10 protein-coding genes and 1 tRNA gene are annotated in these 13,510 nt (G+C 70.8%); 5 read left to right on the top strand and 6 right to left on the bottom strand.

Going from position 1 to position 13,510, the window contains the following annotated elements; genetic code table 11:
- Nucleotides 1-25: 25 nt before the first annotated feature.
- Nucleotides 26-1,531 (bottom strand): sigma-70 family RNA polymerase sigma factor, encoded by a 1,506-nt coding sequence (locus ABFX51_RS09735; RefSeq protein WP_346053507.1) that lies wholly within the window; start codon nucleotides 1,529-1,531, stop codon nucleotides 26-28.
- Nucleotides 1,532-1,715: 184 nt separating this feature from the next.
- Here ABFX51_RS09735 and ABFX51_RS09730 point away from each other — a divergent pair.
- Nucleotides 1,716-1,788 (top strand) — tRNA-Gly (locus tag ABFX51_RS09730).
- Between the two features lie 175 nt (nucleotides 1,789-1,963).
- Here ABFX51_RS09730 and ABFX51_RS09725 read toward each other — a convergent pair.
- Nucleotides 1,964-4,300: a translocation/assembly module TamB domain-containing protein gene (locus tag ABFX51_RS09725; RefSeq protein WP_346053505.1), complete on the bottom strand. Its 2,337-nt coding sequence runs from the start codon at nucleotides 4,298-4,300 to the stop codon at nucleotides 1,964-1,966.
- Between the two features lie 102 nt (nucleotides 4,301-4,402).
- Between ABFX51_RS09725 and ABFX51_RS09720 the strand changes: the two genes are divergently transcribed.
- Nucleotides 4,403-5,410: a hypothetical protein gene (locus ABFX51_RS09720; RefSeq protein WP_346053503.1), complete on the top strand. Its 1,008-nt coding sequence runs from the start codon at nucleotides 4,403-4,405 to the stop codon at nucleotides 5,408-5,410.
- On the opposite strand, the gene ABFX51_RS09715 is transcribed toward ABFX51_RS09720, so the two are convergent.
- From ABFX51_RS09715 to ABFX51_RS09700, 4 genes are all read right to left on the bottom strand, one after another.
- Nucleotides 5,394-6,167 carry an amino acid ABC transporter ATP-binding protein gene (locus tag ABFX51_RS09715; RefSeq protein WP_091506895.1) on the bottom strand — a complete coding sequence of 258 codons (774 nt, stop codon included), beginning with the start codon at nucleotides 6,165-6,167 and terminating at the stop codon, nucleotides 5,394-5,396. The two genes, ABFX51_RS09720 and ABFX51_RS09715, sit on opposite strands and share 17 nt — an antisense overlap.
- The gene (locus ABFX51_RS09710; protein WP_091506892.1) at nucleotides 6,164-7,096 is read right to left on the bottom strand and encodes an amino acid ABC transporter permease; all 933 of its coding nucleotides are present in this window, start codon (nucleotides 7,094-7,096) and stop codon (nucleotides 6,164-6,166) included. Before ABFX51_RS09710 ends, ABFX51_RS09715 begins: the two co-directional genes overlap by 4 nt.
- A gap of 4 nt (nucleotides 7,097-7,100) precedes the next feature.
- Nucleotides 7,101-8,030 (bottom strand): ABC transporter substrate-binding protein, encoded by a 930-nt coding sequence (locus tag ABFX51_RS09705; protein ID WP_245783036.1) that lies wholly within the window; start codon nucleotides 8,028-8,030, stop codon nucleotides 7,101-7,103.
- A gap of 142 nt (nucleotides 8,031-8,172) precedes the next feature.
- Nucleotides 8,173-9,591 carry a M20/M25/M40 family metallo-hydrolase gene (locus ABFX51_RS09700; RefSeq protein ID WP_177228674.1) on the bottom strand — a complete coding sequence of 473 codons (1,419 nt, stop codon included), beginning with the start codon at nucleotides 9,589-9,591 and terminating at the stop codon, nucleotides 8,173-8,175.
- A 367-nt stretch (nucleotides 9,592-9,958) separates the two neighbouring features.
- Here ABFX51_RS09700 and pdhA point away from each other — a divergent pair, with 367 nt between their 5' ends.
- From pdhA to ABFX51_RS09685, 3 genes are read left to right on the top strand one after another with little or no spacing between them, the layout of a single operon-like run.
- A complete protein-coding gene (gene pdhA, locus ABFX51_RS09695; RefSeq protein WP_091506884.1) occupies nucleotides 9,959-11,167 on the top strand; it encodes a pyruvate dehydrogenase (acetyl-transferring) E1 component subunit alpha in 1,209 nt (402 codons plus the stop codon).
- Nucleotides 11,167-12,195 carry an alpha-ketoacid dehydrogenase subunit beta gene (locus tag ABFX51_RS09690; RefSeq protein WP_346053499.1) on the top strand — a complete coding sequence of 343 codons (1,029 nt, stop codon included), beginning with the start codon at nucleotides 11,167-11,169 and terminating at the stop codon, nucleotides 12,193-12,195. Before pdhA ends, ABFX51_RS09690 begins: the two co-directional genes overlap by 1 nt.
- Nucleotides 12,196-12,198: 3 nt before the next feature.
- Nucleotides 12,199-13,455 (top strand): dihydrolipoamide acetyltransferase family protein, encoded by a 1,257-nt coding sequence (locus ABFX51_RS09685; RefSeq protein ID WP_091506879.1) that lies wholly within the window; start codon nucleotides 12,199-12,201, stop codon nucleotides 13,453-13,455.
- Nucleotides 13,456-13,510 lie beyond the last annotated feature (55 nt).

The raw sequence follows: 13,510 nt of genomic DNA, 5'->3' as shown, positions 1-13,510 counted from the left end.
GGCCCCGGTGCGCGAGGGACGCGACTCAAGATCCAGTGGTGGTACCCGACCCGGTGCTTTCCGGCGTGCCCGCGGTGTCCGACGTGTCCGACGTGGACGGGCCGTGCAGCCACCAGAAGAACAACCCCCGCGACCGGCCGTGCGGCGCGGGCCTGCCGTTCGACTCGGTGGACTTCACTTCGTTGTCCGGGGCGGTGTCCGCCCGGGAGTTGTAGGTCTGGTTCTTGTTCGGGTTGTTCGAGCCGTGGTTGCCCTTGCCCGGCTTGTCCTTGTCCTTGCCGTTGCCCTTGCCCTTGTCCGGGTCCGAGGACGGGAGGTCGTCACGCGCGTTCACCTGGTCCGGCGAGGACGACGTGCCGGTCTCGGCAGGGGGCTGCGCCTCCTGCACGGGCGGCTGCGTGGCCTGGCCGCCACCGGAGGTGCCGAGCACCGACCGGCCGGCGCCCACCACGGGCGGCGTCGCCGCCCCGGGCAGCCGCAGGGTGGCCTCGCCAGGGGGCACCGGCTCCTGCGGCGGCGAGCTGAGGAGCGAGGGCTCCGGCGCCGCGATCTTCAGCTCCACGCCGCTCGCCGGCAGGCTGATCGTCTGCGAGTGGTCCGGGTCGAGGATCGCCGGACCGACCGCGACGCCGACCACCCCGGCGGCGGCCGTGGAAGCCAGCGCCACCGTGATCTTCAGCTTCGACAGCACCAGGCCCTTGAGGGTCGCCAGCGCACCGCTGCCCGCCCCGGACGCGGCCACCGCGGCCACGGACGGCACCAGCAGCGCGATGACCCCGGCGTGCGCCCGCAGTGAAGAGCACACGTCCCGCAGTTCGGCGTGCATCGAGCGGCACGAGGCGCAGCCCAGCAGGTGGGTGCGGATCTTGGCCGCCTCGGACCCGGTGACGCTGCCCGCCGTGTACCCGCCCAGCTTCTCGATGACGCCGCGGCAGCCCACGTCGGACGTGCGGTTCATCGCCAGGTGCGCCTGCAGGTACGCCGCACGCAGCCCCTGGCGGGCGCGGCGGGCCAGCGCGGCCGTCGCGTTCGCGCTCAACCCGAAGTGCGGGGCGACGACCGCGGGCTGCTCACCCTCGACCTCCGTCTGCCACAGCACCGTGCGCCAGCGCTCCGGCAGGCTCGTGAACGCCGTCGCGATGAGGCTGTGCTCGGCCGTGCGGGCGTGCGCGTCCGCGCCCGCCCCCGCGCGGACCGTCAGCTCGTCGTCCGTGACCGGGACGTCCCGGCGGGCACCGTGCCACTCCCACGACACCCGGCGCGCCACCGTCAGCAGGTAGGCGCGGATGTGGTCCCGCGGCCCGGCCCCGCGGCGCAGCGCTTGCAGCACCCGGAAGAACGTTTCGGCGGTGATGTCCTCCGCCTCCGAGGCGTCGCTGGCGATACCCCTCGCCAGCCTCCTGACCGCCGGCGAGTGCAGCTCGAACAACTCGCTGAAGGCGCGGTCCTCGCCTGCCCGGAGCCGACGCAGAAGAGCCTGCTCATCGGCCGATACCGTGCGTTGCTCCGGTACCGTCGCTTCCTCCGTCATCCGGCCAGGCACCTCCTCCCCGGGCGGGACTAACCCGTTCGGTTGAATGGAGACACCATACGGAGCGAAACGCTTGGCGTCACCCCTTGTACTCCGGGAGTGACAGAGTTACCTCCGACCGGGTGCCTGCACCGCCCTCCGACGGCAGGGTATAGAGTGTGCACCGCACCGGTTAACGGGGCGTGCGGACGTAGCGCAGCTGGTAGCGCATCACCTTGCCAAGGTGAGGGTCGCGGGTTCGAATCCCGTCGTCCGCTCAGTGGATGGGGTCCTTGTGCTCACGGAAAACGTGAGCCGGGGCCCCTTCGCCATTTCGTCGGGGGTCGGACCCCCGAACCCCCGACAGGGAGGGCTTCGCCCCCCTGGACCCCCCGGGTTGTGGTTGCGTTGAGTGGGGTTGTGGCCGTTTGTGGGGGGCTGGGTGTGGGGGGCTCATTTGCTGGGGGTGTCGCGGCGGATCATGCGGCCGGCGCCTGCCGCGACGGTCGTCGCGAGGACCCAGCCCGCCGCGACGAAACCGCTGCTCACCCACTTGTCCATGCCGTGCATGTACCAGCGGCCCTTGTTGCCGAAGTCCACGATCGGCACCAGCAGGTCCGCCGTGTACAGCACCGGGTTCCACTGGAGCCCCGTCTCCTGCTGGTCGATCGCGCACCTCGGCCCCGCCACCATGTAGCGCCCCGGGTCCGCCACGCACGGGTCGTCGCCCAGCCAGAAGTACAGGCTGCCCGCCACGAGCAGCCCCACGAGCCACCCCAGCGCCCGCACGGGCCGGTAGCCGTAGCCCACCATCCACCGCTGCAGCCAGCTCCACAGCCGCACCCCGGGCCCGAACACGCGGTAGCCCTGCGCGAGCGCCTCGTACCGGTACTGCTGCTTGCGGAACAACACCGTGTCCGCGTGCTCCTCGTTGCCGCTGCTGCGCAGCATGGCGGCGAGCTGGTCGTACGGGCCGGGGCGGTAGCCGTTCATCGCCGTGCGCAGCTGGTCGATGCGCTTCGCGACGGCACGGTCGTTCTTCATCCCGATCGGGCGGCGGAGCACGTCGTACCGGAAGTCCTCCAGCTCGATCCCGCCCTCGGCCGCCCAGAACAGGTCGTTGTCGTCGAGCGTGCGGCAGTGCGCGTGCCGCAGCAGCAACCTGCCACGGGGACGGGTGCCGGGGCTGAGCAACAGCTCGTCCGACGTCAGGTCGCTCGCGTCGAGCGCGATGTCGTGCCCCGGCAGCGACTCCAGCTCCGCGCCGGTCAGGTCGATGCGTCGGGCGGCGCTCGCGCCGTCCATGTTCACCCCGCCCGTCGCGCGGAAGTGCCGATCGCGGGAGCGGGTGAGGCTGATGTTGCGGCCGACGCGGACCGTGCGCAGGTCCACCGAGTAACTGGTCTGCGGGCGCACCGTCGGGGCGGTGACGTGCGTGCCGTACAGCTCGATGCTGCCGCCGACCTCGGTGCCCTGCAGCCGCACCGTGCCCTCGACCGTCGCGTCCGTCAGGAGCAGGTTCCCCGCCACCTTCATGCGCCGCGCGGAGAACACGTCGCGGTCCGCGTGCTCCAGGTGCACGTTCGAGGCCAGCACGTTCCCGCCGACCCGCACGTCCGCCATCCGCAGCTGCCCGGACGGCACGCGCAGCGCCGTCGCCTCCAGGTCGCCTTCGATCTCGCTGCCGTCGAGGTGCAACGCCCTGTCGTAGAACGGTTCGACCGCCCCGCGGGGCACCTTCAGCCGGGCGCGGGCGAGCCGCAACGTACCGCCGATCCGGGTGTTGATCATGCGCACGGTGCCCGTCGCCGACAACCCGTCGGACAGCTCGACGTTGCCCTCGACGCGCATCCGGTCGGCGACCAGCGCCGGCCACGGGTCCACGTACGGATCGCTGGAGTCCCACGCCTCCACGGCGATCGCCCCGCGCTGCGGGCTCGCGAGGTCCGCCGAGCGGAACACGATGTCCCCGTCCACGCGGGCACCGGGCAGCTGCAGCACCCCGCGCGCGGTGAACGGCTGGCGCTTGTCGGCCGCGCCGAAATTGTCCACCTCGCACAGCAGGCTGCCGCCGATGTGCACGCCGTTCGCGTCGAGCGCGAAACCACCGGGGTTCCGGAGCGTGGCGCCGGAGAAGTTGACGTTACCGCCGGTGCGCATGCCCGGTACCCGCACTTCGCCGTCGGCGCGGAGCCGGTACGCCAGCAGCGCGCCGCTGATCTGCAGCCGGTCGGCCTGCAGCGCGCGGCCGTGCGAGGCGATGCGCGTGCGCGTCAGCACCAGCGAGCCCTCGATCACCGCGTCGGTCAGGTTGATCGCCGCGTCCGGCACGCCGCGTTCCCTCGTGTCCCCGCGCTGCACGGCCGTCTCGCCGTCCTCGGTACCGCCGGGAAATGGTTGCACCACACTGCGGATGAGCCGGACGTCGTTGCGGCTGCGCAGGTTCCGCGCCTTCAGCCCCGGCAGCCAGCAGCGGCGGAACACCAGGCCCAGCAGCTTCGCCTCACGCACGTCCGGCGCGTGCTCGAACCGGCAGTTCTCGAAGCGGAACAGGCAGTCGAGGTCGGCACCCCGCAGGTCCAGCCTGCCGGTGATGTAAGCGTTTTCCACGGGCACGATCGGCGCGTTGCTGGTCTGCTTGCGCCACCGCAGCAGGCTGCCGCTGCCCGGCTCGACGAGCGGCCGCAGCAGGTCCGCCGCGGCCACGTGGTAGCGGGTGTCGGGGACGCCCGCGAACGGGTCGAGCGGGGGTAGCTCGCGGTCCACCGGTCCCGGCTGCCCGTTCGCCATCCGCCCTCCCACTTCGCTCGGCGCACCGAAACCTTAGCCGCCCCGTTACTCCGGTAGGGCAGTTTCGCTGAGGTAGCAGCGTGACGCGGCTATCGTCGAGGGATGGAGGCCCTCGCGGAGCTCAGAGCGGTCACCGACGGGGTGACCTACGGCGAGCTGGCCGCCCTGCGACGTCGCCTGTGGGCCGACGAGGACGACGCGTACCGCTGGTTCGGCCAGTACCTGCCCGCGCCGGAACGGCGCAACGCGATCGAAGCCGGGTTCGAGGAACGCATCCGCGCCGCCCTCGCACGTGAGGGAGCGCTGCGGCGCTGGGCGCAGGAGCTGCGGGCCGAGATCGCGCCCGTGCTGCCGCTGGCCAGGCTGCTCGACCGGCAGCCGGCGCTGGACTACCCGGTCATCGCGCCGAACGTCTCGGCCTGGCGCGTGCTGGCCCGGTTCGGCGGCGTCTTCCAGGTCGACCACGGCTGGGCCGCGGTACCCGACCTCCCCACCGCCGTGGCCACCACCAGGGACGCGATCGCCGCGCTGGGCGAGGCGCTGCGGGCCGAGGCCCCGGCCGAGGTGTTCGCCCGGCGCGGGTTCTCGCTGACCGACGAGGAGCTGGTGGGCTGGCTCGCGCACTGCGGCTACCGCGTGACCGAGCACGAGCTGCACCAACCGCGGCGGACGCTGCACAGGGCGGTCGAACGGATCTCCCCCGGCAGGCGCACGACGCGCGGTCCCACCGCCACCGACCTCGTGGCCGAGCTGCTGGCCCAGGCGGGCAAGCCGCTGCACCTCGACGAGCTGCTGCGGCGCATGGACCGGTCGTACAGCCGGGGCCCGCTGTACAACCGCCTGAACGCCGACAGCCGCTTCGTCCGCGTCGCACCGAGCACGTTCGCACTGGAGTCCTGGCACATCGAGCCCTACGCCGAGCGGGGCGGGTCGAGCACCGAGAACGCGGTCCGGCTCATCGAGACCGAGGGCAGGCCGCTGCACCTCGACGAAATCCGCGCCAGGCTGACCCGCCCCATCACGCGCGAAGGTCTGCGCAACGCCCTCAACGCCACCGACCGGCTGGTCCGCGTGGCGCCGTCCACCTACGACGTCAGGCGTTCGGGCTGAGCACCCGCGACAGGAAGCCACGCGTCCGCTCGTGCTGCGGGTTCGCGATGACCTGCTCCGGCACGCCCTGCTCGACGACCACGCCGTCGTCCATGAACACGACCTTGTCCGCGACCTCGCGGGCGAACTGCATCTCGTGCGTCACCACGATCATCGTCATGCCGTCCGCCGCGAGCTGGCGCATCACGCCGAGCACGTCGCCGACGAGTTCCGGGTCCAGCGCCGAGGTCGGCTCGTCGAACAGCATCAGCTTCGGCCGCATCGCCAGCGCACGGGCGATCGCTACGCGCTGCTGCTGCCCACCGGACAACTGAGCCGGGTAGGCGCTTTCCTTGTCTCCCAGGCCCACCCGGTCCAGCAGTTCGCGGCCGCGCTCGCGGGCCTGCGCCTTGCTCTCGCCCCGGACCTGCACGGGCGCCTCGATGATGTTCTCCAGCGCCGTCATGTGCGGGAACAGGTTGAACCGCTGGAACACCATGCCGATGTCCCTGCGCTGCTCGGCGACCTCCTTGTCGCGCAGCTCGTACAGCTTCCCGCCGCGCTCGCGGTAGCCGACGAGCTGCCCGTTCACGTACAGCCGCCCGGCGTTGATCTTCTCCAGGTGGTTGATGCACCGCAGCAGCGTCGACTTGCCCGAGCCGGACGGGCCGATCAGGCAGGCCACCTCGCCCTGGCCGACCTCGAAGTCGATGCCCTTGAGCACCTCCAGGCGGCCGAACCGCTTGTGGATGCCCTGCGCCTGCACGACGGGCGTCACCGCTGCCCTCCCTGGTCCCGGTTGCCGAACCTGAAGCCGAGCATGCGGTTCGTCCACGTCTGGCGCTGGGCGTTCGCCCGGGTCGTGCCGCGCGCGAAGTACTTCTCGATCTGCATCTGGATCAACGTCAGCACCGAGGTCATGAACAGGTACCACAACGCGGCCACGATGAGCAGCGGCGGAATCTTGAAGTTCTGCGAGTAGATCTGCTGCGTCGCCACCATCAGCTCGAAGTAGCCGATGGTCACCACCAGCGACGTCGTCTTGAGCATCGCGATGGTCTCGTTGCCGGTCGGCGGGATGATCACGCGCATCGCCTGCGGCAGGATGATCCGCCGCAGGGTCTTCACGCGCGACAGGCCGAGCGCGGCCGCGGCTTCGAGCTGCCCCGCGTCCACGGACAGGATGCCGCCACGCACGATCTCCGCCATGTACGCCGCTTCGTTCAGGCCGAGCCCGAGCAGTGAGGCGGAGAACTGCGAGATGAGCGAGTTCGTGTCGGCGCTGACGAACTCGGGCCCGAACGGGATGCCGATCCCCAGCCGCGGGTAGAACAACGCGAGGTAGTTCCAGATGATCAGCTGGGTGATCAGCGGAGTGCCGCGGAACAGCCAGATGAAGGTGCCCGCAGCCCCTGCCGACAGCGGGTTCGGTGACATCCGCATCACCGCGAGCAGGATGCCGCCGACCACGCCGATGAGCATCGAGATCACCGTCAGGATCAGGGTGTTCTGCAGGCCCCGGAGCACCCGGTCGTTGAACAGGTAGTCCCCGACGACGTCCCACTGCATGTGCGCGTTGGTGACGACGCTGCGGATGACGATGAACGCCAGGAAGGCGATGATCACCCCGGCGATCCAGCGCCCGTAGTGGCGCACCGGGACCGCCCGGATCTCCTCCGGGCGGGTCGTCTCTTCGGTTGAGCTCATGGGATCAGCTGACGGCCGGGTTCAGTTCCGCCTTCTGGACCGCACCGGCGGTGTTGAGGCCCCACTTGGCGAGGATCTTGGCGTAGGTGCCGTCGTCGATGATGGCCTGCACGGCGCTCTGGACGGCCTTCGCGTAGTCGCCCTGGTCCTTCTTCAGCGCGATGCCGTAGGGCGCGCTGTCGTAGGGCTGGCCGACGACCTCGACGTTGCCGTCGGTCTGCTTGATCGCGTAGTCGACCACCGGCGAGTCGGCGAGCATGCCCTGGCTGCGCTTGGTCTGGACCTGCAGGTTCACGTCGGTCTGCGCCTGGAACTGCTGCATGTTGATGGCGGGCTTGCCCGCCTTCGTGCAGTCCTCGGAGCGCTTGGTCAGGTCGTCCACCTGCACGGTGCCCTGCTGGACGGCGATGTTCTTGCCGCACAGGTCGTCGAGGCTGATCTTGTCCGGGTTGCCCTTCGGCACCGCCAGCGAGGTGCCCGCGCTGTAGTAGGACACCATGTCGACGGTCTGCAGGCGCTCGGCGTTGATGGTGAACGACGACATCGCCATCTCGTACTGCCCCGAGCCGACGCCGGCGATGATGCCGGAGAACGCGGCGTTCTGGAACTCGGCGGTCAGGCCCAGCTTCTGGGCGATCGCGTTGCCGAGGTCGACGTCGAAACCGACGACCTTGCCGTTGTCGACGAACTCGTTGGGCGCGTAGCTCTGGTCCTGGCCGACGACGATCTTGCCGTCCGCGGCGATCGCGGCGGGCACCATCGCGGCGAGGGCGGCGTCCTTGGTCTCCGCTGGGATCTCCTGCGGGGCCGGCGCGCCGGCGCTGGGGGCGGTGCCGCCGGACCCGTTGCCACCCGCGCCGCACGCCAACGTCAGTCCCGCCAGCGCGAAGGCCGGCAGCAGGGCAAGTGCCTTGAAGGATGTTGCACGCGCCACGTTCGTCACTCCTAGTAGGTCATACCGTGCGAGTCCACGCATCCTGCCATCCGAATGGTCCCCTCCGCAGCACCAGGGAGGTCACGGCGTGATGTCGGCGACCTGGGCAATCGGGTAGTAACACGCGCTTAACGCGTGCCGGTCAGCCCCGGGCGTGGGCGGCCAGGGTGTGCGCGACCGTCTCCGTGATCCGGCGGGCCTGGCCGAGGTGCAGCCACTCGTCCGGGACGTGGGCGTTGGAGTCGGGGCCGAGCGCGCCCGTGACGAGGAACTGCGCCTCCGGGTACTTCTCCGCGAGCAGGCCCATGAACGGGATCGACCCGCCGAGGCCGACCGCGCGCCACGGGGCGCCGAAGACCTCCGTGCTCACCTTCTCCAGCGTCTCCGCCAGCCACGGCGCCGGGTCGGGCGCGTTCCAGCCGTCCGCGTGCTCCACGCCCGCGAGCTCGACCTGTGCGCCGTAGGGCACGTCCGTCGTCAGCGCCTTCTCGATCGCGTTCAGCGCGGCCGCCGAGTCGGCCGTCGGTGGCAGGCGGAAGCTCAGCGCGAGGGTCGTCGCGTCACGCAGGACGTTGCCCGCGTTCGCCGGCTCCGGGAAGCCGGAGGCGCCGATGACGGACAGCGTGGGGCGCCAGCTGTTGTTCAGCAGCAGCTCGGCCTCGTCGTCCGAGACCGGGCGCATGCCCTCGACCAGGGGGAACGCCTTGCTCATCGCGTCGGGCGCCACCGACGCCGTCGCCCGCGTCTCCTCAAGGCGGTTCGCGGGGATGCGCACGTTCAGCTCGGGCAGCTTGATCTCGCCGGTCCCGGCGTCCTCGATGCGGTCCAGCAGCTGCCGCAGGATGCGGAACGAGCTGGGCACGATCCCGCTCGCGAGCCCGGAGTGCTGCGCGGACTTGAGCACCCGCACCGTCACGTGCACCTGCGCGAGCCCGCGCAGGCTCGTCGTCAGCCACAGGCGCTCGTAGTCGTTGCCGCCCGAGTCGAGGCAGACGACCAGCGAAACCGCGCCGAGCCGCGCCGACAGGTGGTCCAGGTACGCCGGCAGGTCCGGGCTGCCGGACTCCTCACCGGTCTCCAGCAGGATCACCGACCTGGCGTGCTGCCCGCCTGCCGCGTGCACGGCTTCGAGCGCCGTCGTGGCCGCGTACGCCGCGTACCCGTCGTCCGCCGAACCGCGGCCGAACAGCTTCTCGCCCCGCACGACCGGCTGCCACGGGCCCAGCCCCTCCGACCAGCCGCCGACTGGGGGCTGCTTGTCGAGGTGGCCGTACAGCAGCACCGTGCCGCGGTCCTCCGCTCCCGGCGTCGCGGGCACGTCGACGAACAGGAGCGGGCTGCGTCCCTCCAGCCGCACGACGTCCAGCGTGGCACCGGGCAGCCCGCGCCCCGCGATCCAGCCGCGCACGTGCTCGACGGCCGCCTGGAGGTGGCCGTTGGCCGCCCAGTCGGCATCGAACGCCTGGGACAGCGCCGGGATCCGCACCAGCCCGGACAGGCTCGGCACGACCTCGCTCTCCCACAGCCGGGACACGGTCTCACGCACGGTTGTCTGCTCCACGCGGCCATTCTGCCAGCGGAGATCGCTTGTGGCGCAGCTCACAACCGCTTCCGGTACCGCAGCACCCCGCGTCGGCGACGCCGGGCACCCGTGGTCAACAAGCTGCTCACAGCCGGTCCGCAAGACCGACTTTCGGCGCCCCCATCGTCGGTAGTCCTAGCGTTTCCCCAGCTCACTCCCGGTTTTCCGGCAACGAATCAGTCGCCGGGACTGAACTTTCACCCCACGTTCGTGTCAGGATGACCGCGTAAGCCGTCACGGCCGACGGCTGCCCGAGCGCTTCGGACCCGAATGCGCAGGTGGTCGCCGGCGCCGCCGACGAGGCCGCCAAAAGTGGCTTCCCGGCACGACACGGAGGAGAACGCGCATGCCGTCCCCTGAGCAGTGGACGCACCCGGAGCCCGGCGAAGGACCGGCCGCACAGGCCGCCCAACCGTCCCCGGAGCAGGTGATCGCGGGTTTGCGAGCAACGAGTGAAGGTGGCGCTGAGCTGACGCAGCTGCTCACGCCCGAAGGTGAACGGGTCGCCTCGCCCCAGTTCGACCGCTATGTCGAGGACGTCGACGGCGAAGCACTGCGCGGGCTCTACCGCGACATGGTGCTGGTGCGCCGCGCCGACCGCGAGGCCAACGCCATGCAGCGCCAGGGCCAGCTGGGCATCTGGGTCCCGCTGCTGGGCCAGGAGGCGGCGCAGGTCGGCTCCGGCAGAGCGCTGAAGCCGCAGGACATGGCGTTCCCCAGCTACCGCGAGCACGGGGTCGCGTACGCGCGCGGCGTCGACTTCCGCGAGCTGATGGGCATCTTCCGCTGCACCGACCACGGCGGCTGGGACTTCCAGGCCAAGCGCTTCCACCCCTACACGATCGTCATCGGCAACCAGGTGCTGAACGCGACCGGGTACGCGATGGGCCAGAAGTTCGAGGGCAAGGTCGGCGATGACGACGGCGAGGCCACTATCGTCTACTTCGGTGACGGCGCCACCTCGCAGGGCGACGTGCACGAGGGCTTCGTGTGGTCCGCGGTGTACGACGCGCCGCTGGTGTTCTTCTGCCAGAACAACCAGTGGGCCATCTCCGAGCCGACGGAACGCCAGTCGCGCCTGCCGCTGTACCAGCGCGCCCGCGGCTACGGCTTCCCCGGCATCCGCGTCGACGGCAACGACGTGCTGGCCTGCCTCGCGGTCACGCGCTGGGCGCTCGACGAGTGCCGCCACGGCAACGGCCCGGTGCTGATCGAGGCCTTCACCTACCGCATGGACGCGCACACCACGACCGACGACCCGACGCGCTACCGGCTCTCCGACGAGCTGGAGGCGTGGAAGCTCAAGGACCCGATCGAGCGCGTGCGCGCGCACCTCGCCCGCAACGGGCACGCCGACCAGTCGTTCTTCGACTCGATCCAGGCCGAGGCCGACGCGTTCGCCGCGGACCTGCGCGAGTTCACGTTCAACATGCCGGAACCGCCGCCGGAGCGGGTGTTCGCGAACGTCTACGCCGAACCCTCCCCCGTGCTGGACGCCCAGCGCGAGGAGTACCTGTCCTACCTCGACGGTTTCGCGACGGCGGGTGAGCGCTGATGACCGCCCCAGCGAGGTCCACAGTGGACGGGACGCCCGACGCCATGCAGAAGCTGACGATCGGCAAGGCGCTGAACCTCGGTCTCCGCGCCGCGATGGAGAAAGACGACAAGGTCATCATCCTCGGGGAGGACGTCGGCAAGCTCGGCGGCGTCTTCCGGATCACCGACGGGCTGCAGAAGGACTTCGGGGAGCAGCGCGTGCTCGACACGCCGCTCGCGGAGTCCGGCATCATCGGCACCGCGGTCGGGCTCGCCGTGCGCGGGTTCCGGCCGGTGTGCGAGATCCAGTTCGAGGGGTTCATCTTCCCCGGGTTCGACCAGATCTCCAGCCAGCTCGCCAAACTGCACTACCGCTCGCAGGGCCGGATCAAGGTGCCGGTCGTCGTGCGCGTGCCGTTCGGCGGCGGGATCGGTGCCGTCGAGCACCACTCGGAGTCGCCGGAGTCGCTGTTCGCGCACATCGCGGGGCTCAAGGTGGTCTCGTGCTCGAACCCGGCCGACGCGTACTGGATGATCCAGCAGGCGATCGCGTGTGACGACCCGGTGCTGTTCTTCGAGCCGAAGCGCCTGTACCACAACGGCCAGGTGAAGTCCGAAGTGGACACTGCCACGCCGCCGGGGCCGCTGTTCGCCTCGCGCGTGCTGCGGCAGGGCACCGACGCGACGCTCGTCTCGTACGGCCCGTCGGTGAAGGTGTGCCTGGACGCGGCGGCCGCCGCCGAGGACGAGGGCCGTTCCCTGGAGGTCATCGACCTGCGCACGCTCTCGCCGCTGGACCTCGGTCCGGTGTTCGAGTCCGTGCGGCGGACGGGGCGGCTCGTCGTCGTCAGCGAGGCGCCGTCGGAGTCCTCGATCGCCTCGGAGATCGCCGCGCGCGTGCAGCAGGAGTGCTTCTACTCGCTGGAGTCGCCGGTGCTGCGGGCGACCGGGTTCGACACCCCGTACCCACCGTCCAAACTGGAGGAACACTACCTCCCGGACCTGGACAGGGTGCTGCACACCGTCGACCGCGCGATGGGGTGGTGAGGGGTGCCGGAGTTCAAGCAGTTCCTGCTCGCCGACACCGCCGAAGGCCTCACCGAAGCCGAGATCCTCAGCGTCCGCGTCCAGCCGGGCGACGAGGTGACGGTGAACCAGGTCGTGTGCGAGGTGGAGACCGCGAAGGCCGCCGTCGAGCTGCCGATCCCGTGGGCGGGCAAGGTCACCGAGATCCTGGTCGAACCCGGGCAGACCGTGGAGGTCGGCGCGCCGATCCTCACCGTGGACGTCGATCCCGCGGGGGGTGCGTCCGTCAACGGCTCCGCGCCCGCGGCCGAGGAGGAGATGAAGCCCCTCGTCGGGTACGGCTCGAAGACGGTCACGACCAAACGGCGCGCTCGTCGTGAAGTCACCCCGGAGGCCCCTGTGACCAAGGGGGGCTATGTGCCACTGGCGAAACCGCCGGTGCGCAAGCTCGCCAAGGAGCTGGGTGTCGACCTGAGGGCACTGGCCACCTCGGTGGACGGCGTGATCACGCGGGAGGACGTCCAGCGAGCGGCCGCACCCGCTGCGCCCACGGCGCCCGCCGCGGCTCCGGTGTCCTCCGGTGCCCGTGAACGGCGAGTGCCGATCAAGGGCGTCCGCAAGGCCACCGCGCAGGCGATGGTCAGCAGCGCGTTCACCGCGCCGCACGTCACGGAGTTCCTGACCGTCGACGTCACGCCGATGATGGAGCTGCGGGAGAAGCTGAAGAAGCACCCGTCGTTCGCGGGCGTGAAGCTGACCCCGCTGGCGTTCGCGGCGAAGGCGGTCTGCCTCGCGGTGAAGCGGACGCCGGACGTCAACGCGTCGTGGGACGAGGCGGCCGGCGAGATCGTCTACAAGGACTACGTGCACCTCGGGATCGCCGCGGCGACTCCGCGCGGGCTCGTGGTCCCGAAGATCCGCGACGCCGACGCGATGTCGCTGGCGGAGCTGGCGGCCGCGCTCGAACAGCTGACCACGACCGCCCGTGAGGGCAAGACGCCGCCGGCGGACATGCTCGGCGGCACCATCACGATCACCAACGTGGGCGTGTTCGGCGTGGACACCGGGACGCCGATCATCAACCCCGGCGAGTCCGCGATCCTGGCCTTCGGCGCGATCAAGGACATGCCGTGGGTCGTGGACGGGCAGCTCGCCGTCCGGAAGGTGCTGCAGCTCGCGCTGAGCTTCGACCACCGGCTGGTCGACGGGCAGCAGGGTTCGCAGTTCCTCGCCGACGTCGGCGCGATACTGGCCGACCCGGCGATGGCCATCACGTACTGACGCGGAAACCGGCCCTGCCCTGGGCCGGTTTCCGTTTGTCCAGTTGACGGAGTGA

The organism is Amycolatopsis dongchuanensis (assembly GCF_039542405.1).
Lineage (GTDB): Bacteria > Actinomycetota > Actinomycetes > Mycobacteriales > Pseudonocardiaceae > Amycolatopsis_E > Amycolatopsis_E sacchari.
The sequence above is the reverse complement of the archived record's forward strand: the minus strand, read 5'-3'. Positions and strand labels throughout refer to the sequence as shown.

Excerpts from the sequence above, each read along its gene's own strand:
- ABFX51_RS09735 (WP_346053507.1), bottom strand. The coding sequence starts at position 1,531 with ATGACGGAGGAAGCGACGGTACCGGAGCAACGCACGGTATCGGCCGAT.
- ABFX51_RS09725 (WP_346053505.1), bottom strand. The coding sequence starts at position 4,300 with ATGGCGAACGGGCAGCCGGGACCGGTGGACCGCGAGCTACCCCCGCTC.
- ABFX51_RS09720 (WP_346053503.1), top strand. The coding sequence starts at position 4,403 with ATGGAGGCCCTCGCGGAGCTCAGAGCGGTCACCGACGGGGTGACCTAC.
- ABFX51_RS09710 (WP_091506892.1), bottom strand. The coding sequence starts at position 7,096 with ATGAGCTCAACCGAAGAGACGACCCGCCCGGAGGAGATCCGGGCGGTC.
- pdhA (WP_091506884.1), top strand. The coding sequence starts at position 9,959 with ATGCCGTCCCCTGAGCAGTGGACGCACCCGGAGCCCGGCGAAGGACCG.
- ABFX51_RS09690 (WP_346053499.1), top strand. The coding sequence starts at position 11,167 with ATGACCGCCCCAGCGAGGTCCACAGTGGACGGGACGCCCGACGCCATG.